A 19,209-nucleotide genomic window follows, 5' to 3' on the forward strand; every position below is an offset into this window, starting at 1 on the left:
AACTGCTGCCAGGTTTGGCACGGACTGTGCTGTTCTGTTGCTTGTTTACGGGGAAGACGTGAGGAACACCCGTTCGACGACTCAGTAGAAATAAAGTGTATGGTGCTATATGAAATAGATCTCGGCGAGCGATAGAGCGCGAACTCGAGGCCGAAGCCACACTCTGAGTCTGCAGTAGAGAGACCATACACTCGAGTAGGGAGATGATACACCGTGTGACGGATGTCTCCGACCGACTCACCTGCTCACAGCGTGTCCGGGAACGTGACTCGCGGCGCTAAAACAGATTACGTCTCTTCGACGTGGCGGATCTCGCAGGCGATACCGCGCGTACTCTCGGTCATTTCGCGGCCGAACATCTCTGCGCGGCCGATGGCGAACGCCTTCGGCCCTTCGACGATCACTTCGTCGCCGACACGAATGTCCTCGTCGGCGTCGACGACACCCGGCGCGAGCACGCTGCCGTGGGGGACGAAGCCGTCGATTTCGACGCGCTTCGTGGGAGCGTCGCTCTCGAGCCAGCGTTTTGCGCCCTCGAGCGTAAACGAGAGGGTGCCGTACTGGGGAACCATCGTCGCGAGTTGGGTGTCCTCGCGGTCGCGGACCTGAATCTTGGGGTAGCGACTCGTGGTCTGGATGTCTGCAAAGAGGTCGTCGCCAGCGCCGTCGCCGAGCAGGTAGTCCGCGATGGCGCGGACGGTGTTGTGCTCGCGCTCGCGTTTGGAGTATTTGAGTTCGCCCGACAGCGCCTCGCCGAGGTTCGCGAGTGACTCGTCGTCGGTCGGATGCTCGGCAACGGTGTAGGTGATATCGAGGTCGAGTGACTCCTCGACGCGGCCCACGATGTCGCGGTAGCCCTCTCCGGGAACGTGTGCGATAATCTTCGAGTACTCGTTGCGCTCGAGGTAGCGCTCAAGCACCGAACTCACGAACTGTTTTTCGTCTTCGGACCAGCGACCGGTGACGACGGTGTCGTAGTGTTGGGCCGGGTAGGTCGTCTCGAGTTCCTGTGGAACGACGCCGATGGGACTCGTCATCGAGACGAGGTGGGCGCGCCACTGGATAACATCGTGGAACTGGCGGTGGCTCTGGGACTCGCTGTAGGGTTTGGCGGCCGAGCAGGGGACGAGCACGAGCGGGTTATCGAATCGATTTCGGTACCGACTCGTCACGCGGTCGGCGTAGCGCTGGATCTCAACGCGCCGGAGCGTGTCTTCGGTCGCGGCCGAAATCTGCGAATCACGGAGGATCGGCGTTCGCTCCTCGAGATAACCCCACTGCGAATCCAGTTCGCGCATCGCGGCGGTGAGCCACTGATCCTGGCGGGCCTGTCCCTCGAGATAGTCTCGGAGTCGGCCGTCGCGGATGCGCCGGCGGACGATACCGAGTTCCGCCTGGAGGGCGTTTCGGTTGTGCTCGGCGCAGTCCTCGCGAGTGAACTCCTCGCGGGACTGCTGGCAGGCCGGACACGAGCAGGGCAGTTCCTCGAGATCCTCGAGGAAGTACGCCTCGTCGGTGGTGAGATAGCGGCCCTCGGTGCCCTTGATGACGGCGGCGGTCTCATCGAACAGGTCGACGCCAGCGTAGGCGAGCAACGCAACGTTTCGCGGGGTGGCAACACCGGAGAAATAGAGCGCGGTGTCGGCGGGAATCGATTCGCGGACGTTTACGACGGTTTCGACCAGCGCCGCGCCGTGGCCCATCGCAGACTGCACGTCAGAGACCGCATACGCATCGGTGCCGTGGTCCTCGGCCGTCTCGCTCGAGATGACGGCGACACTCGGGAACTCGACGTCCGGGTGCTCGACAGCGAACGACGCTTGGACTTCCTCGGCCGTACCACCGGGGAATCCGCGGTGGGGGAGGACGGTAAGCGTTGACTCGTCGCCCTCGGGAACGTCGCGGTCGGTGGCCCACAGCGAGCCCGCATCCTCGAGTATGTCGTCGACGAGCGCAGGGGTTGTCCGGGCGTCGGCGAGTCGCAACTCACCGATGCGCGCGGCCCCGTCGCGCTCGTGAACTTCGAAGTAGTCGGTCATACCAAAACTGGGTGCGGGCGCGTGAAAGAGGCTGTCGGTCGCCGGTCGCCCGACTCTTAGGCACGACCCTGAAACGCCGCGGTCGCGGACGTATGGCCACGGTTAAACGAGAGAATCTTTGCCTCGAGGGTGTCTCCAGCCTCGAGGTCGGCAGGGATGTCTTCGACAAAAACAACGAAGCCTTCGATCTTGCAGACGGCCTGTTGCTCGCCGGTGTGGTGTTCGGTGAACTCGTGGACGGCAACGGTATGAGTGTCGCCGATATCCACGGGCGGATCGCGTTGTTGGGCTTCCTGGTGGCGGGCTTGAGACTCGCGCTTGGCGGCGCTGGTCCCCCCGCCACGGAAACGTCGAACCAGCCACGTGAGGAATATGACGCCCACGATTGTACCAAGTACAAGTGAGGTGGTCCCGAGCATATGACTTGAATCAGGTGCCGCGGCCGTCTTTGCTGTTCTGGTCCGCCGACGTGACGGCGCTTGCGGGACGAATACCGCAGTAAACACGTCTGAAATGGTGACTATCGCCAATGGCCTTTTATGTACTCGAAGGGTGTGATGACCATGAACCAGACAGCCACCGGACTCGAGTCCATCACGGGAACTGCCGAACCAAAACTCAGTGTTGCGGTTATCACCGCAGTTGCGAACCGTCAGGGATGTGATCCGAGCGACTTACCACCACTGTACGATGCAATCGATCCGGATGCACTCGATGCAGTCTTCGACTCGACACGCGCGGATGGCGCGCGACAGGGCCGACTCTCGTTTACATACGATGGTCACGAAGTCGTCATCGACTCCGATGAGCAGACACAACTCATCATCGACGGGACCGTCGTCGGTGGAACACAGGCAACGATTGGGTCGGATTCGCCGGCCGGCTTCTGAGAATAGGCGTCAGTCTGGGCGTGAGACGGTATATTCGTTTGTGCAGGCGCTTACTCTGCAGTGAGGTCTATCAGCGCCACACTAGCAGGAACACACTCGAGCACACTTGCGGGCCAGCCACGATGCCCGAGCGTCATGTCGGTGTCGGGGTTGGCCTCGACAAGTCGGGCGACCCCCTCGGCTGCGGCCTCGAGTGCAGCTCGGTCGGTTCTGTCGGGCACTTCAGCAGTGAGCGGATAGCTTTTCGAGAGCGCGCGCGGGAACGGGCCAAACGGTGGTTCGACGCGCCAGGAGTCGTCGAACTCGTCGCTACTGGTGGGTTGGCCCTCCGTGAGGAACAGCGACTCCGGCACCGAGAGGCGCTCGAGACGCTGCTGATGGCGCACCACTTCGGGTCGGCGGGCGCTCTCCTGTGAGGTATAGAAGAAGGCACCCTTCGAGACGGGATCGGACTGCTCGAGTTGGGCGGCATGGTCGAGCAGGGCGCGGTAGCCGTCGAGCATGGTGGGGTGTGCGCGGGCGCGCTGTTCAACCAACTCGAGGAGGTTGCCGGCGCGAATCGCCTGCTTGATGCGGCGAATTTCCTCGAACGTGACGTGGAGGTTGTGAGCGGCGAGTTCCGTTTCCCGCGCGTCGTCGTCCAGCGCGCGCAGGTCGTCGGGCGAGTGCTCGGTACAGACGGGACACGAACAGGGCAGGTAGTCGAGGTCCTCGAGATGGCGCGTGCCGCGAACGGTCAGGTAGCGGTCATCGCGCGCGTAGAGCGCGTAGGCGGCGGAATCAAAGAGGTCACAGCCCATCGCGACGCCCAGCGCGAACATCATGGGGTGGCCGGCACCGAAGAGGTGGACGGGCGCATCGGCACCGAGTCCGCGTTTTGCGCCGGCGACGGCGTCGACCATGTCGTCGTAGCGATAGTCGTTCATCAGCGGGACGACCGCGCCAACGGGGAAGACGTCGAGGGCCGTCGCGTTCGCGTGACGGCCCGCCTCCTCGCGGAGGTCGGGGTAGGTCGAACCCTGTACCGGCGCGTTGACCAGCATCTCGCCCGTCTCGACGCCTTGGGCGCGCTCGAGTCGGTCCTGGGTCGTCGCCAGTTCGTCTTCGGCGCGCTCGCGGTGGACATCGGGCGGCGTCGGAATGTCGACGGGCGTCCCGATATCGGAGCCGATTGCGTGCTGGAACTCGAGGATTTCCTCGCTTGTGACGTCGATTTCGCCGTACTCGGAGAGTTGGAACGAGCCGGAGTCGGTCATGATCGCGCCGGGGAAATCGAGGACCTCGTGGAGGCCGTTCTCGAGGGCGCGTTCGCGGATGTCGTCGGTACTGTGGATGATGTAGGAGTTCGTGATGAGGATTTCAGCACCGAACTCCTCGGCCATTCGGCGGGGACTGAGGGTATCCAGATTTGGATTGATCACCGGCAGGAGAGCGGGCGTCTCGACGGTGACGCCGGCGCGCGGAACGGTCAACTCGCCGATCCGCCCGCCAGCATCGAGATCCCGAATTTCGAAGCACTCGCGCATTGGGTGGTGGTTGCGCCCACGAACGTAAGTCAGTGAAGATTCGTGATTTCGCCCCAGAATCGTCGCTGTGGCAACACGACTGCGATGTAGCGCGCGGAATAATGGCTCGATTTATCGGTACATGAATACGTGGCGGCCAACGCAAGCACAACGGCCACCCCCACTCGAGGAGCGGTTTCTCATGCGAGCACCGAGACACTCTCGGGATCCAAGGGGATGAAACACTGATTAGCGACCGTTCCAGAAGTTCTAACTGTGCTTGTTTCTGAGGTAACGCCGTAACAGTCTGCTCGTTTTAGTCCGGATCAGGCGATAGCTCAAGTCGCATGGCTTCACGACCGCAGCAACTCGGTGTCGTATTTGTCGCATTGTTCGTTGCACTCTCGAGCCCCGCGCTCGCAGGTGCAACCTCACAAACAGCAGCCGACGGACCAAGCGCAACGCTTCAAGACACGGAGGTAGAGACGCTCGAACTCGAGAATGTAACAGTCGAAGACGCGACCATTGAGGAACTGAACGTCGACGAACTTGACGTCGACCAGGATGAACTCGATGACGCGCTCGAAGCACACAACGGCGCTGATGACGCCGACGATGAAGACGCTGACGACGAAGACAACGATGTCGACGAGGCTGACGACGATGATAATGGCCTCGACGATGACGACGAGGCTGACGACAACGGCGTCGAAGATACAGATGACGCCGACGAGGTGACCATCTCGGACATCGAGATCGAACACCTCGAACTCGAGGATGTCTCCCTCGAGGACCTCGAAGTAAACGGTGACGACGTCGATGAGGCCGACGATGATGATAACGGCCTCGATGACGAGGACGACGCTGACGAAGACAACGGCGTTGACGAGGCCGACGATGACGAGGACGACGCTGACGACGAAGACAACGACGCTGACGATAACGGCGTCGACGATAACGACGAGGCTGACGACGAATTCGATCTGATTGACGAGGACGCTGACGAGCTCACCATCGAAGAGCTCACCATCGAAACGATGGACGTCGATCACCTGACTCTTGAGGAACTGACTGTCGAGGACGACGAGGCTGATGACGACAACGGCCTCGACGATGAGGACGAGGCTGACGACGACGATAACGACGTTGACGAGGCCGACGACGATGACGACGAGGCTGACGACAACGGCCTCGATGACGACGCAGACGCTGACGACGAGGACAACGGCGTTGACGACGCCGACGATGACGAGCACGACGACGCAGACGGTGAGCAGATCGACGAACTCACCATCGAGCAGTTCGATGTTGAGGAACTCACCGTCGAATCGATGACCATCGAATCACTCGAGGAGGCTGACGACGACGACGAGATGGCTGACGACGAAGATGATGCCGCTGCTGACGATGACGACAACGGCCTCGACGACGATGACGAGGCTGACGACAACGGCGTCGACGACGATGAAAACGACATGAACGACGAGGACGACGAAATGGACGATGACGAGATGACTGACGGCGAGACCGTCAGCGAACTCTCCGCCTCGTCGATCACCGTCACTGACGCAACCGCAGAATCGATCAGCGTTGACGACCTCTCCGACCTCGAGGACTACGACGCTGACGACGATGCAGATGCTGACGATGACGATGAGATGGACGACGACGATGATGACATGGATGACGACAACGATGAGGATGAGGATGAGGACGATGACGACAACGGCATCCTCTCCATCGGCATCCTGGGCTAACGACCAGTAGCCACACCACCAGCACTCGACTACCAGCCCGCACTCACCCCGTGTGGTCACGTGAGAACGGGCCAGTTCCGATTCGGTTTCTTTTTCGTCATGCTCGAGCAGCGACCGTGTTGGTGTCCCACGGACTCCAGCGACTGGACACGGACAGCCGCTGCGGCCGCTGTGGGTGCAACAGACAGTAATCTCATGTTCTCTGAGAGGAGCAATAACTGCGTAGCACTCGCAGGCAACACGTAGATTCTACTCGAAAAGAGCCTGACAATCGACGCTCAGACAAGGGGCGTTCAGGCGCGAATGAACCACTGATTAGCGAACTGTGCTGGCGCGCCAACTGCACTTTGTCTCGTGATAATTCTGTAACAGTCTACTCATTTTAGCCGGAACAGCGCAGTAGCTCTGAGCGCATGGTTTCACGATCCCAGCAACTCGGCGTCGTCTTCGTTGCACTGCTGGTTGCGCTCTCGAGCCCCGCGCTCGCCGGTGCAACAGTGCCAGCAGACGACGGAGACACGAGCACGAACGCAGCACTCGAGAACGTACAGGTCGACACACTCGAACTCGACCACGTCACGGTCGAAAACGCGACAATTGAGGAGTTGAACGTCGAGAACTTCGACGTTGACGACGAAGAACTCGAGGAGGAACTCGAGGAAGCGGATGACGACGACGCCAACGACAACGATGAAAACGATGCGGCAGACGACACTGACGCCGACGAGAACGACAACGGCGTCGATGACAACGACAACGGCGTCGATGACAACGACAACGGTGTCGACGCAAACGGCGAGCAGGTGTCGATCTCCGATATCGAAGTCGACCACCTCGAACTCGAGGACGTGATGATCGACGACCTCGAACTCGACGAGGACGAAATGGACGACGAGGAGATGAATGAGGACGAGATGGACGATGACGAGGCCGACGACGACAACGACGAGGCAGACGCCACCGATGAAGACAACGACGGTGACGAGGCTGACGACGAGGACAACGGCCTCGATGATGAAAACGACGCAGCCGGACAGGACCTGATAGAGGAAGACACTGGTGAACTCACCGTTCAGGACCTCACCATCGAGACGATGGACGTTGAGGAGATGACCATCGATGACCTCGAGATCGAAGACGATGACGGCATCGTCGATCAGATCGGCGACTTCTTCGATGGCCTGTTCAACGGTGACGAGGACGACGACACGAACGACAACGACGATGCGAACGACGCTGACGACAACGACAACGATGTCGCTGACGACGACAACGATGACACAGACGCCGATGACGAAGACAACGGCGAAACGCAGGAACTCGAGGAACTGACCATCGAGCAGTTCGACGTTGAAACGGTGACGATCAACGCGATGACCATCGAGTCACTCGAGGAAGCTGACGAGGACGACGACAACGACGACGCTGACGAGAACGATGCGAACGATGATGAGATGAACGACGACGAGGATGACGCCGGTGTTGATGACAACGATGAGATGGACGACGAAAACGATGACAACGGCGTTGACGAGAACGACGAGGAAGACACCGGCGAGACCGAGACCGTCTCGCAGGCCTCCGCAACGTCGATCACGATTGACGACGCGAACGCTGACACAGTGACCCTCGGCGACACGAGCGACCTCGAGGATCTCGCTGACGACGATACTGATGACGAAGACGAGGACGACACTGATGCGGACGATGACGACATGGACGACACGAACAACGACGACGACCAGCAGTCGATTGCCATCCTGAGCTAATCACGACGAGCGAGCACTCACTGCTCGAGTCGGTCCTTTTTCGACGGCCACTGGGTAGCCGAACTCAACCCCAGAGATCACTCGCCAGCGTCGGCGGCAAACAACTGGTAGTACGACAGCGCGAGCACGGTTCGTCCATCACGAATCGCACCCTCCCTGAGTGCCTCGAGCAACTCGTCAAAACCGACCGTCTGTGAGCGGATACTTTCGTTGTGATCGAGTTCCTGCTCGGCAGTCGGGCGACAGCCATGGGCGACGAAAAAGTGCATCACGGAGTCGGCGAATCCGTTTGCCGGTTCAACAGTGACCAGCGCCTCGAGGTGGTCGGCTTCGTGGCCGGTCTCTTCGGCGAGTTCGCGTCGAGCCGCGGCCTCGAGGTCGTCGTCATCGGGTTCGGTGCCGCCAACAGGGAGACCGCGGTTGACTCGAGAAACGGCCTGACGCCATTCGTCGATGCAGACGACGTCGCCGTCGGGCGTAAACGGGAGGATGCAGACACTTGCGGGTTCGGAGACGTAATCGAAGTCAGTCTCGGTACCGTCGGGGAGTCGAACGGACTCGTTAATAACATCGAAGCCGGGACAGGAGTAGGCTACGTCTCGATCTCGCGTTTCCCAGGCGAGCGGATCCGTTGGCATAGCGGCCCCTACGGGCGGGTTTTTAAAAAATACCGCGACACGTGGCGTCGAAGACCGCAAACCCGGGTGGGTATCGAGTGCCTCACTGTGGATATGAGGGCCTGTCGTCGCCATACGTGGTGCGTTCCGATTTTGGGGGTTTTCGTACCAGCTCTATAACAAAGCCACGAATCGATGAACGTTAGTTCTCAGAGGGTGATCCATGGATCAACTAACTGGATTCCAGCGTGACTTGCTGTACGTCATCGCCGGAAAAGAACGGCCGTCCGGACAGGAAATACTCGACGACATCAATCGGTACATCGACCAACCCGTTACACATGGGCGACTGTATCCGAATCTCGACACACTCGTCGAGACAGAACTTGTCGAAAAAGGACAACTCGACCGTCGAACGAATTACTACGCGCTGACGCCAAAGGGCCGACGCGTTCTCGAGCAGCGCCAGGAGTGGGTTGACCAGTACGTCGACGTCTAACGTCGCTCCTGGGCGCTAGTTCCGACCAATTATCTCGGACTCACAGACTCCATAGTGCGTCATATCGCAGTCTCAAGCCACTGCCGACTCGAGGCAGTTCACTTCTCACAGTGCAGCACTCAGACAGCGATTGGCTCGAGCAGCGAGTGACGGTGTCCGCGTTGTCCCGCTGTGACGACCCACCTGCAGATGAGCTGAGGGAAATGCTGGTCTGTTCCAGTCGAGGAGTGTAATCGCATGTCCTGTGCGTCGAGCCGACACGGTAACCGTACCGTGCTGTGCCCTCGATGTCAGAGTTCGGGCCAGCGGACAACGAGTGAGCACTCAGAGGATCCTGGGCAGGTCCAATGATATGAGAGAGGTAGTGGAAGTTACGACAGGACGCAGAGACACACCGTTTCGGGAGCGCTGTAAGGAGAGCCAACAGCACAGAAGTCTGCCCCTACCATCAGGGACGGCCCGCTGTAGGCAGCCACTTTTCGGACGGGAGACACTCTCACAAGCAGTACCGAGGCCGATAACAGTGCTATGCGATCAAGTATCGCGCCACATAGAGACACCCACGGCAAGCGAGACACCCACATCGCAAAAAAAGCGGTTGGTCACCGAAACGGGACAACGGCGTGTACTTGAGACGATCTTACCGATCAGTAGTCGTCGTGGTCGTCATCGTCGTAGTCGTCGTCATCGTAGTCATCGCCGTTGTCGTCATAGTCATCATCGTACTCGTCATCGTCGGGTTCGTCGTAGTCGTCGTCTGCATCGTAGTCGTCGTCAGTATCGTCGACGGGGTCATCCTCAACGGGCTCCTCGTCGACTTCGTCTTCCGCATCGTACTCGCCGTCGTCTTCGTGTTCGTCGTCTTCGTCGGTCACACCATCGAGGAGCGTGACAACGTCGAACGAGCGGTCGTCGGCCTCGTCGACATCGCCATCGCCGTCGACATCAGTTTCCGGCGGCTCGAGGTAGCCAATCGCGTAGACGGAGTACGCCTGCCAGGCCTCGACATCGACTTCGACGGAGGCGACCGGCTCGGCCTCGTCGTCATCGTAGTCGTTGTCATCGTCTTCGCCCGGTTCGATCATGTCGTCGTCACCAGCTTCACCTTCCGGATCGAGATCTGTTCCCTCCTGTGGTTCGGGGGCCTCGCCAGCAGGGTAGATATCGAGCGTGACCGGTCCGGCCATCGCGGCTGCGTAGCCCGATGGGATGGTGAACTCGAGATCGTCGAAGATGGGCATCAACGAGTCGCTGTCAACGATGTCGACAGCCGGCGCGTCCGGTGAGGCGTGGACAACTCGGATCTGTCCTGCATCCTCACCATCGACCGCTTCTTCGACCTCTTCCGGCGTTCGGTCAGCCAGCAGGAGGATCTCGAAGGTCCCCGTCTCGAGGCCCTCGTCCTCATCTTCGTCGTCGTAGTCGTCTTCGCCGTTGTAATCGTCTTCGTTCTCGTGTTCGGGCTCGTCGGTGTCCTCCTCGTAGTCGTCGTCCGCAGCCGCGTCGTCGTAGTCATCGTCTTCCTCGACGGCACCGAGTTCGCCGATTGCAGCGGCTGTATAGAAGCCATCCTCGACAGCGAACTGCTGCTGGATGACGACTGCGTCTGGGTCACCAGCCGCCGTGATCGTCAGTGAGTACGTCCCGGGCGCAATCTCGAGGTAGGGGGACACGTCATCGTACGCGACGTCAGCGAGGACACGCTGATCGTTGACGTATACGTCGACGTTCGGTGCGTCAGGCGAGAAGTGGGCCACGCGAAGTGCGCCCGTCTCCTCATCTTCGGGGACCGTCTCGGCGTCACGTTCATCGTCTTCGTGTTCGTTAACACCGAGTACTGTGCCGGACAGGGCAGAGCCTGCGCCGACGATACCGATTGTCTTGATTGTTGAGCGTCGTGAGAGAGTCATGCAGCACTCAGAAGAGAGACCGTTACCCGGAAAAACCGGGTAGTCAGTTTCAGTGAGTGTCGCTCTGGTTACTCAGTCCGACAGAGCGTAGAGTTGCCATACTAAATCGAAAGAGCATCCTACAGGCCCGTAGTGGCACCGAACGCCAGCAGAATCTGCCTCGAGCGAGAGACGACTGAAAGCTCCTACAGACCAACTCCGCTGGAGTGGAGACACTGCGACAAGAACGAGCTGAGAGCGAACACAGCTCAGATTTAGTACAGCACAGATTATTACCATCCACTATGGGAAGCATATATTCTGGGAAACGACGGACCAAACCAACCGTGCTGGACGGTCTCGGACTCGTCGCAATGGTGCTAGGCGCAGGATTACTGCTCGTATACGCGTTTGCACCTGCTGAAATCGTTCCAGGTAGCCAGCCAAATCCACCGGGCGGTGTTCAACCGGCTGTTCCATTCGTTGTGTATTGCAGCGGGATCGGTGGCCCGATGGTTCTCACATGGGGGATACTCACATATCGGTACCAAGCAAGCCGCCCATTGACTCCACGTCGAGCGCTTATTGCACCGGGTCTGAGCGTTCTCGGACTCGTTGCCGGAATCGGTCGATTCACGTATGAGTGGACGACCGATATGCCGTTCGAGGTAGTCGAGGCACAGCCGGGGGGATCAGATGCCAGTCGAACAGTCGACTGGCCGATGCACATGATCGTTCAGATGGACCTCGGAGCCGCTCATTTTGCCTCGCTTACTGCTAGTTCGATGGTCGTCATCGGTGCAATCGCAGCCCAACGGGGCTGGCGTCGTGCCGCCAAAAGTGCACTCGTGCCAGCCGCAATCCTCGGGTTCGACATTGCTTGGACAGCTGCCGTTCCGTCCGCACTCGAGAGTTCCGTTCTCACCGTGCTTCTCGGAGTTCCGTTCGCTGTCGGCTATGTGGCTACACGAACCGAGTAAGGCGGATTTTTAGCTCAGAGTTGTTGATTCCGGGCTGAGACTACAGCTGCCGCACTCACGTCGACTCCCCATCGACCGTTCCGTCCAAGAGAAGAGACTGGACGTCGCTACTGGTAGAAGTAGCCCGCCGACGCGACCACTTCGCTCGAGTCGTCATCCTCGATTTTCTCGATGGCGTCGACGAAGTCCTGATGGGTGATCTCCTCGCGTTCGTTGCGGATCGCGAACATGCCGGCTTCGGTCGCCAGGCTCTCGATTTCAGCGCCGGAGTAGCCCGTCGTATCGTCGGCCAGATCCGCAAAGTCCACCGCGTCGTTGACGTTCATCCCGCGCGTGTGGATCTCGAGGATCTGCTCGCGGCCGTCGCGGTCGGGTTCGGGGACCTCGATGAGGCGGTCGAAGCGACCGGGGCGCAAGATTGCGCGGTCGAGCATGTCGAAGCGGTTCGTGGCGGCGATGATGCGGATTTCGCCGCGGGCCTCGAAGCCGTCCATCTCCGAGAGGAGTTGCATCATCGTCCGCTGGACCTCGGCGTCGCCGGAGGTCTTCGACTCCGAGCGGGTGGTCGCGATGGCGTCGATCTCGTCGATGAAGATAATAGCTGGTTCGCGCTCGCGGGCCATCTCGAAGAGGTCGCGAACGAGTCTCGAGCCCTCGCCGATGAACTTGCGGACGAGTTCCGAGCCGGCCATCTTGATGAAGGTGGCGTCGGTCTTGTTCGCGACGGCTTTCGCGAGCATCGTCTTCCCGGTTCCGGGTGGGCCGTACAGCAGGACGCCACTCGGCGGTTCGATCCCAACCTCGTCGAAGATTTCGGGGTCGGTCAGTGGCTGTTCGACGGCTTCGCGGACCTCGCGGACCTGCTCGTCGATGCCACCGATGTCTTCGTAGCCGACTGCCGGCTTTTCGGTGATCTCCATCGACTGGGCGCGCGCGTCGGTCTCGGCGTTCAGGATGGTCTGAATCGCAAAGGAGTCGTTGACCGCGACGCGGTCACCGGGTTCGACTTCCTCGGCGATTCGCGGCGAGACATCCGTGAGCACCTCCTGGTTGTTGCCGTGTTGTTTGACGACGACCTCGTCGTTGTCCATGATGTCTTCGACCGTCGCGATGTACAGCGAGGAACTTTTCAGCGACTCGTTCTCGCGTTCGACACGGTCGACTTTCTCGCGAAGGCGCTTGCGGCGCTCTTCGGCATCGTCGAGTTGATCTTCCAGTTGGTCGTTGACGTCGACGATATCTTCGAAGTGGCCCCGAAGCGCCTCGAGCCGCTCGTCGTCGGGAAGCTCGGGGTCGATATCGCGATGTGGTCGGTCAGGGAGAGACGGGCTTCGAGACATCTTGTCGTACACGGGTAAGTCCCGGATCATAAATGTGCCTTTGGGTCCCGGATGGATTTCCACCCCAAAACTCAGTATTGTCCCGGTATACGTTCATTTAAACGAGACCATTCCAACAGGTGACACTGTAGGAATATGTTTTTATCTCGGTTCTAATACAATATATCAAATGGATTGTCCTCCATTCTCTCGTCGCATGATTCTGGCGGCAGTCTGCACCGTTGGTCTCGGTGGCTGTCTGGGCGGATCAGAACACGGCGCAACTGTCGCAGTCGCCAACGACGCAAGCAATCTCGAGGTCAGACAATCGACGGCCGAACTCGTCGGTCCGCCGTGTGCAACGGCAGAGTCACTGGTCGTGCCGACTGAAGCCGGACTCGCTCGGCTCGAGTTGATCACTCGCAGTGACGACTGTCACGATACTCATGAGTGACATTGATCGTGGTCGGCTTGGATTGTTCATCGGGACGGTAACCGTCCTCATGGCGGGATGGTTCGTCGGAACGCCACTGCTGATCGATCAGTGGGACGAAACACTGCATCCAGCGTTTTTTGGACGTATTCATATGTTCACGCCGATGGTCGCCGCGCTCGTAGTCTGTTTCGCCAGCGGGATCTCGCTCTCGACGGTCGGTCTTCGACTCGGTCGTGTACGTTGGCTCGGGATCGCTGTTGGAGTGGCCTTCTCGCTCGTCGTACTCATGATTCCGGTGGCGGTTGCCGTCCCGGGAATCGAATTCCAGTCGACGATCTATTACTATGAGTTGCCGTTTCCGTCTCTGCTGCCAGAGATCCCACCGGACCTTCTGACAGTCGGTACTGCTGTTGGAATCGTCGTGGTCACTGGCGTTACCATCCATGCGGTATTTGGGTTCGGTGAGGAATTCGGCTGGCGAGGGTATCTCTTGTGGGAACTCGCCCCGCTTGGATTCTGGCGAGCGTCGGTCGTCATTGGTACTGTCTGGGGACTGTGGCACGCACCGGTTGCGTTCACGACGTGGGGAATGGGTGTGATCGACGGGTGGCCGCTGCTCGCCTGGCTCCTCACGGGTATCGTGTTCTCACCAGTGTATACGTACGTCGTCGTTCGGGCGAAGTCAGTGCTGGCTGCAGCGCTCTTTCACGGTGTCTTCAACGCGACCACATCGCTGTTCGGTGCCGTCGTCTATACAGACCAGCTCGTGTTGGGAACTATCCTCCAGCCGGTCGGCGTCGCCGGACTCGTGACGTTCGGCGGAGCCGTCACCATCATCGCAATCTGCGGCCCGCCGGAACTCACCCGCGAGTTTGCACACTCCCCACGATCCAGTCAGAACCGGACGACGCCACCGACTGATACCGACGCGTAACACCGCCTCGAGGACACCGCATTGTCGAGTACGCGTTCACGACAGTGGGGAGGATATTACTCGAGCAGTGCCTCGAGTTCGTCTAACCGATCTCCGTAGGTCGCGAGCGCGCGGTCGATTGGCTCGGACGTGCTCATGTCGACGCCGGCGACCCGCAGGAGTTCGAGGGGATAGTCCCGCGAGCCCTGCCGGAGGAACTCGAGGTAGTCCTCGGCGGCGTCACGCTCGGGGTCGCTTCCGGGGCCATCGGGGAGGATGCCGTCGACGATGGCGAGTGCAGCCGAGATGCCGGTCGAGTACTGGTAGACGTAGAACGCCCGGTAGAAGTGCGGGATACGCATCCACTCGCGGGCAATGCGGTCGTCGACGACGGCCGGTTCGTAGTACTGCTCCTTGAGGTCGCCGTAGAGTTCGTCCAGTCGGTCAGCGGTGAGGGGTTCGCCTTCCTCCTCGAGTTCGTGTGCCTTGTGCTCGAACTCCGCAAAGAGGGTCTGGCGGTACAGCGTCGAGCGCACGCGCTCTAAGAACTCGTTGAGCACGTGTTTTTTGAACTCGGGATCTTCCACGGTGTCGAGCAGGTGATTCGTCAGCAGGGCCTCGTTGACCGTGCTGGCGACTTCGGCCACGAAAATCTCGTACCCCGAGTAGACGTAGGGCTGTTCCTCCTTCGTCAGTTCGGAGTGCATCGAGTGGCCCAGTTCGTGGGCCAGCGTGTACATCGAGGAGATGTCGTCCTGATAGTTCATCAGGATAAACGGCTGCGTGTCGTAGGTGCCGCCCGAATAGGCCCCGGACTGCTTACCCTGATTTTCGTAGACGTCGACCCACTGGGACTCGAGGCCCTCCGCAACGCGCGATTGGTACTCCTCGCCGAGTGGCTCGAGGGCGTCGACGATGTACTCGGTCGCTTGGTCGTACTCCACGTCGGGACCCTCATCGCCCGTCAGTGGCATGTAGAGGTCCCACATCTGAAGGTCGTCGACCTCGAGCGCCTGGCGTTTGAGGTCGGCGTGGTGGTGGAGTTTGTCGAGGTTGTCGTGGACCGTCTCGACCAGGGTGTCGTAGACGGAGACGGGGACGTTCGGGCCATCCAGTGCGGCTTCGCGCGCGGTGTCGTAGTTGCGCGCCTGCGCCGTCTTCACGTCGGCTTTGACGCTGTTCTTGTAGGCCGCGGCGACGGTGTTTCGCATGTCCGACCACTCGTCGAAGTAGCCCTCGTAGACGCGCTGGCGAAAGTCTCGGTCGGGTCGTTTCAGGAGGTTCGTGAAGTTGCTCTGGGTAATTTCGATTGCGTCTTCCTCGTCGTCTGCGGGTGCGTCGACCGTCGGAAATTCCATATCCGCGTTCGAGAGCATGGTGTAGACCTCGCCGGTCCCGCCCATGACCTCGCCCAAATCCGCGAGCAACTCCTCGACTTCGGACGAGCGCGTGTGCGGTTTCATCCGCAACACGTCGTCGACGTAGTGCTCGTAGGTCTCGAGGGTGGATTCCGATGCGACCATCTCGTCGAACTCCTCGCGCGTTAACTCCTGTAGTTCGGGTTCGATGAACGACGCCGCGGACTGGGCATCGGATCCGAGCGACTGCGCACGCGCGGTCAGCGCCTGATACTGCTGATTCGTCGTATCCTCGTCGCGGCGCATCCGCGCGTAGGCGGCCACGGTCGAGACTTCGCGCATGATGTCGTTTCGCAACTCGAGGACCTCGAGGAGCGTTTCGGCGTCGTCGGTGACCTGGCCCTCATAGCCGGCGAGTTCGTCGACGCGCTCCGCGACGGCGTCGTAGGCGGCTTCCCAGTCCTCATCGCTCGCGTAGATGCTCTCGAGATCCCAGGTATAGTCCTCGTCGATCTCGGAGCGGTCGGGTACGGAACTCATACACACGGTTTCGGAACGTAGGTGGTAAAGCGTGTCGAAGCCCCACACATTGTGGCCGAGCCTGCGATTTTTGCCGGCGGCTGTCGTTGAACGCGTATGGCAGACCACGGAAACGGCGGGCAGGCGAACGAAGACACACTCGAGCGCGCCCTCGGCCGCGCGTGGACGGACGACCGTGCCTGGAACCTGCTGACGAACCTGACCGAACTCCCGCATCGAATGGGCGGCTCGGCTGGCGAGCGCCGCGCGGCTGAATCCGTCCGGGCAGCCCTCGAGGACGCCGGACTCGCGGACGTGCAGGTTGACGAGTTTCCGATGCAGTGCTGGGAGCGCGGGTCGACGACGCTCACTGTTCTGGGCGGCGACGGATCTGACAGCACCACCTCGACAGCGGACGGAACGGACACGGCCCGCCTCGAGCGCGAATTCGACGCCCTCGCGCTCCCGTACTCGCCCGCCGCCAGCGTCGAGGGACCGCTCGTCGACGTCGGCTACGGCACCCCCAAGGAGATTGCTGCGGCCGATCTGCAGGATGCAATCGCCGTCGCGAGTACGACGACGCCGCCGGAACAGCGCTTCGTCCACCGCATGGAGACGTTCGGTCACGCCCTCGAGGCCGGTTCCACCGCGTTCATCTTCGCCAACCACGTTCCCGGTCAGTTACCGCCGACGGGCGCGCTGACGTTCAACACCGAAGCCGCCGCACCCGGTGTCGGCGTCAGCGCGGAAACGCACGACTGGCTCACGGAGTACGCCGAGCGCGGGACGCGCACACGAGTTCGGGTCGACGCCGAGACGACCGCAGGCTCGAGTCAGAACGTCCACGGAACTGTCGGCCCGGACACCGACGAGGAAGTCCTCGTCGTCGCCCACTACGACGGCCACGACATCTCCGAAGCCGCGCTGGACAACGGCTGTGGCATCGCGACCGCCGTCGCCGCGAGCGCGATCCTCGAGTCGATTGCGGACGACCTCGCGTGTCAGGTCCGGATCGCCGGCGTCGGCTGCGAGGAGATCGGTCTGTTGGGTGCCGAAGCCCTGGCCGAGGGAGCCGACCTCGAGTCGGTTCGAGCCGTGGTCAACGTCGATGGCGCAGGCCGCTTTCGCAATCTCCGGGCGCTGTCACACGGCTCCGAGTCGCTGGCCGACCTCGCGGCCGACGTGGCGAGCGATGCTGGCCAGCCGCTCGGACACGATCCGGATCCACATCCGTTCAGCGACCACTGGCCGTTCCTTCGGGCCGGGGTGCCGTCGCTACAACTGCACAGCGAACCACCCGAGGGCCGCGAACGCGGGCGTGGCTGGGGCCACACTACAGCCGACACGCGTGACAAAGTCGACCCGCGGAACCTGCGCGAGCACGCAATGCTGACGGCGCTGCTAGTGCGGGCACTGACGCGGGCCGAGATTCCGCGGACCGATGCGGACGAGCTGCGCGACCAGTTGCGAGAACAGGAGTACGAACCCGGCATGCGGGCAGCCGATATCTGGCCGCCAGGGTGGGACTGAGATCGGGTTTCAGTGTGCCTACCGCGGACGTTATGCCGGCTCGCTTCCGGCTCCGTCCGCTCCGTCCTGTGCGTCGGCGGTCTCGGTCACGCTCGGCAGGTTCGGATCGCGGTACGGGTTCCGACCATAGGCAGGCAGGTCGTCCTCGAGTTGCTCCTTCAGGACCCGCCGAAGCCGGTTGAGACTCGTCGTATCGAGCCCGTACGTTGCGGCGAGTTGCTTGAACCGTGACTCGTCGGTGATGTCGTGGGCACGGTACTGCGCGAAGAGGTCTTCCATCCGGTCGGCAGACAGCGCCTGCGCGTCGATATCGTCCAGCCCGAAATAGGCTCGGCGGTCGACATCGACCACGTGGCGAATCGCGACGAGCGCGACCTTCTCGATGGCGCGCTGGCTGCCAAACTCCGTCAGATCGATCTCGTCCATGACGCCGAGTGCGAGGTCGCGCTGCCACGGCGTCACCTCGAGTGCGTTACACAGTGCTTGCGTCGTCCGGAGTCGGTCGAGGTGGTGGGCGCGCTCGCTGTAGCCGGGCGTCGCCGCGTGCTGTTCGTCGTGGAGGCGGCGGACGCTCTCGGAGAGGTCCGCGTCGGGCGACTCCGCGCGGCCGATGACGGTCGCACTCGGCGTGACGATCCCCCACTGGCGGACCGTCGAGTCGCGCTGGACGTCCGCCCGGGAGAGCGACCCGGAGCCGGGCCGGGTCTCGAGGCGGCGCTCGCGCCCGTCGTCGTACTCGCCGCGTGGAGGCTGCTCGCGATTGTGCTCGCGGCCCGGACCGCGCGGACCGGGTTCGGGACCGTCGTCGTGCATCTTGGTACTCGCTCAGACAGGGAGACGGAAAAAGGCTCGCTCGTTTCTGTCGGCATCTGTCAGACGTGTTGCAAATCGAAGTCGATGAGCGCAGTCGCTCGACGGTAAGGTGACCCGCAAAAAGCCCTTCGTAGCTTCATCTTGTGACCAGAAGCACTTAAAGAACGTCAGGCAGGAGTCCGCTGGCGGTCGGCCGTACCTCGAGTCGACACCCTCGAAAACAGCGGGCAGAATCGCGAACGTCGTGACTATCGAACGCGGATTCTCGGAGAATTTCCCGTCATAACTTTATCTTGTGACCAGAGGTACGTAAAGAACTGCGGGATGTAGCCCACACAACCAACACGTGTATCTCATGCGTCACGAATGAGAGGTA

General features: G+C 61.0%; 16 protein-coding genes. 8 read left to right on the forward strand and 8 right to left on the reverse strand.

Going from position 1 to position 19,209, the window contains the following annotated elements; genetic code table 11:
• Positions 1-287: 287 nt before the first annotated feature.
• The gene (arcS, locus tag B2G88_RS10975) at positions 288-2,039 is read right to left on the reverse strand and encodes an archaeosine synthase subunit alpha (RefSeq protein WP_054862573.1); all 1,752 of its coding nucleotides are present in this window, start codon (positions 2,037-2,039) and stop codon (positions 288-290) included.
• A gap of 56 nt (positions 2,040-2,095) precedes the next feature.
• Positions 2,096-2,458, reverse strand: a complete 363-nt coding sequence (locus tag B2G88_RS10980) for a TRAM domain-containing protein (protein ID WP_054862574.1) — start codon at positions 2,456-2,458, stop codon at positions 2,096-2,098.
• Positions 2,459-2,602: 144 nt separating this feature from the next.
• On the opposite strand from B2G88_RS10980, the gene B2G88_RS10985 reads away from it, so the two are divergent.
• Positions 2,603-2,929, forward strand: a complete 327-nt coding sequence (locus B2G88_RS10985) for a HalOD1 output domain-containing protein (RefSeq protein WP_054862586.1) — start codon at positions 2,603-2,605, stop codon at positions 2,927-2,929.
• Positions 2,930-2,979: 50 nt separating this feature from the next.
• Here B2G88_RS10985 and tgtA read toward each other — a convergent pair whose 3' ends face one another.
• A complete protein-coding gene (tgtA, locus tag B2G88_RS10990; RefSeq protein WP_087714782.1) occupies positions 2,980-4,455 on the reverse strand; it encodes a tRNA guanosine(15) transglycosylase TgtA in 1,476 nt (491 codons plus the stop codon).
• 326 nt (positions 4,456-4,781) lie between these two features.
• Between tgtA and B2G88_RS19095 the strand changes: the two genes are divergently transcribed.
• Both B2G88_RS19095 and B2G88_RS19575 read left to right on the forward strand, forming a co-directional pair.
• Positions 4,782-6,191 carry a hypothetical protein gene (locus B2G88_RS19095; RefSeq protein ID WP_140408840.1) on the forward strand — a complete coding sequence of 470 codons (1,410 nt, stop codon included), beginning with the start codon at positions 4,782-4,784 and terminating at the stop codon, positions 6,189-6,191.
• 413 nt (positions 6,192-6,604) lie between these two features.
• Positions 6,605-7,960 (forward strand): hypothetical protein, encoded by a 1,356-nt coding sequence (locus tag B2G88_RS19575; RefSeq protein ID WP_054862575.1) that lies wholly within the window; start codon positions 6,605-6,607, stop codon positions 7,958-7,960.
• Between the two features lie 77 nt (positions 7,961-8,037).
• Here B2G88_RS19575 and B2G88_RS11005 read toward each other — a convergent pair whose 3' ends face one another.
• The gene (locus tag B2G88_RS11005; protein ID WP_087714783.1) at positions 8,038-8,598 is read right to left on the reverse strand and encodes an NUDIX hydrolase; all 561 of its coding nucleotides are present in this window, start codon (positions 8,596-8,598) and stop codon (positions 8,038-8,040) included.
• A 202-nt stretch (positions 8,599-8,800) separates the two neighbouring features.
• Between B2G88_RS11005 and B2G88_RS11010 the strand changes: the two genes are divergently transcribed.
• Positions 8,801-9,076, forward strand: a complete 276-nt coding sequence (locus B2G88_RS11010) for a PadR family transcriptional regulator (protein ID WP_054862577.1) — start codon at positions 8,801-8,803, stop codon at positions 9,074-9,076.
• Between the two features lie 647 nt (positions 9,077-9,723).
• Here B2G88_RS11010 and B2G88_RS11015 read toward each other — a convergent pair.
• Positions 9,724-10,986: a DUF4397 domain-containing protein gene (locus B2G88_RS11015; RefSeq protein ID WP_087714784.1), complete on the reverse strand. Its 1,263-nt coding sequence runs from the start codon at positions 10,984-10,986 to the stop codon at positions 9,724-9,726.
• 635 nt (positions 10,987-11,621) lie between these two features.
• Between B2G88_RS11015 and B2G88_RS11020 the strand changes: the two genes are divergently transcribed.
• Positions 11,622-11,945: a hypothetical protein gene (locus B2G88_RS11020; RefSeq protein WP_140408841.1), complete on the forward strand. Its 324-nt coding sequence runs from the start codon at positions 11,622-11,624 to the stop codon at positions 11,943-11,945.
• 107 nt (positions 11,946-12,052) lie between these two features.
• Here the strand turns inward: B2G88_RS11020 and pan2 are convergent, their stop codons facing one another.
• Positions 12,053-13,285: a proteasome-activating nucleotidase Pan2 gene (gene pan2 / locus B2G88_RS11025; protein WP_054862580.1), complete on the reverse strand. Its 1,233-nt coding sequence runs from the start codon at positions 13,283-13,285 to the stop codon at positions 12,053-12,055.
• A gap of 169 nt (positions 13,286-13,454) precedes the next feature.
• Between pan2 and B2G88_RS11030 the strand changes: the two genes are divergently transcribed.
• Entirely contained in the window at positions 13,455-13,718 is a 264-nt protein-coding gene (locus B2G88_RS11030) for a hypothetical protein (protein WP_140408842.1), read from the forward strand.
• Positions 13,711-14,634, forward strand: a complete 924-nt coding sequence (locus B2G88_RS11035; protein WP_087714785.1) for a CPBP family intramembrane glutamic endopeptidase — start codon at positions 13,711-13,713, stop codon at positions 14,632-14,634. Before B2G88_RS11030 ends, B2G88_RS11035 begins: the two co-directional genes overlap by 8 nt.
• A gap of 56 nt (positions 14,635-14,690) precedes the next feature.
• Here B2G88_RS11035 and pepF read toward each other — a convergent pair whose 3' ends face one another.
• Positions 14,691-16,511 (reverse strand): oligoendopeptidase F, encoded by a 1,821-nt coding sequence (gene pepF, locus B2G88_RS11040; protein ID WP_087714786.1) that lies wholly within the window; start codon positions 16,509-16,511, stop codon positions 14,691-14,693.
• 96 nt (positions 16,512-16,607) lie between these two features.
• On the opposite strand from pepF, the gene B2G88_RS11045 reads away from it, so the two are divergent.
• Entirely contained in the window at positions 16,608-18,020 is a 1,413-nt protein-coding gene (locus tag B2G88_RS11045; protein ID WP_087714787.1) for a M28 family metallopeptidase, read from the forward strand.
• A 30-nt stretch (positions 18,021-18,050) separates the two neighbouring features.
• On the opposite strand, the gene B2G88_RS11050 is transcribed toward B2G88_RS11045, so the two are convergent.
• Positions 18,051-18,833: a DNA-directed RNA polymerase subunit epsilon gene (locus B2G88_RS11050; protein ID WP_087714788.1), complete on the reverse strand. Its 783-nt coding sequence runs from the start codon at positions 18,831-18,833 to the stop codon at positions 18,051-18,053.
• Positions 18,834-19,209: the final 376 nt, after the last annotated feature.

The sequence above is a fragment of the Natronolimnobius baerhuensis genome (assembly GCF_002177135.1).
Taxonomy (GTDB): domain Archaea; phylum Halobacteriota; class Halobacteria; order Halobacteriales; family Natrialbaceae; genus Natronolimnobius; species Natronolimnobius baerhuensis.

Coding starts and splice junctions, on each gene's coding strand:
- B2G88_RS19575 (WP_054862575.1), top strand. CDS start 6,605: ATGGTTTCACGATCCCAGCAACTCGGCGTCGTCTTCGTTGCACTGCTG.
- B2G88_RS19095 (WP_140408840.1), top strand. CDS start 4,782: ATGGCTTCACGACCGCAGCAACTCGGTGTCGTATTTGTCGCATTGTTC.
- B2G88_RS11045 (WP_087714787.1), top strand. CDS start 16,608: ATGGCAGACCACGGAAACGGCGGGCAGGCGAACGAAGACACACTCGAG.
- B2G88_RS10985 (WP_054862586.1), top strand. CDS start 2,603: ATGAACCAGACAGCCACCGGACTCGAGTCCATCACGGGAACTGCCGAA.
- B2G88_RS11050 (WP_087714788.1), bottom strand. CDS start 18,833: ATGCACGACGACGGTCCCGAACCCGGTCCGCGCGGTCCGGGCCGCGAG.
- B2G88_RS10980 (WP_054862574.1), bottom strand. CDS start 2,458: ATGCTCGGGACCACCTCACTTGTACTTGGTACAATCGTGGGCGTCATA.
- B2G88_RS11010 (WP_054862577.1), top strand. CDS start 8,801: ATGGATCAACTAACTGGATTCCAGCGTGACTTGCTGTACGTCATCGCC.
- B2G88_RS11030 (WP_140408842.1), top strand. CDS start 13,455: ATGGATTGTCCTCCATTCTCTCGTCGCATGATTCTGGCGGCAGTCTGC.
- tgtA (WP_087714782.1), bottom strand. CDS start 4,455: ATGCGCGAGTGCTTCGAAATTCGGGATCTCGATGCTGGCGGGCGGATC.
- pan2 (WP_054862580.1), bottom strand. CDS start 13,285: ATGTCTCGAAGCCCGTCTCTCCCTGACCGACCACATCGCGATATCGAC.
- B2G88_RS11035 (WP_087714785.1), top strand. CDS start 13,711: ATGAGTGACATTGATCGTGGTCGGCTTGGATTGTTCATCGGGACGGTA.
- pepF (WP_087714786.1), bottom strand. CDS start 16,511: ATGAGTTCCGTACCCGACCGCTCCGAGATCGACGAGGACTATACCTGG.
- B2G88_RS11020 (WP_140408841.1), top strand. CDS start 11,622: ATGCCGTTCGAGGTAGTCGAGGCACAGCCGGGGGGATCAGATGCCAGT.
- arcS (WP_054862573.1), bottom strand. CDS start 2,039: ATGACCGACTACTTCGAAGTTCACGAGCGCGACGGGGCCGCGCGCATC.
- B2G88_RS11005 (WP_087714783.1), bottom strand. CDS start 8,598: ATGCCAACGGATCCGCTCGCCTGGGAAACGCGAGATCGAGACGTAGCC.
- B2G88_RS11015 (WP_087714784.1), bottom strand. CDS start 10,986: ATGACTCTCTCACGACGCTCAACAATCAAGACAATCGGTATCGTCGGC.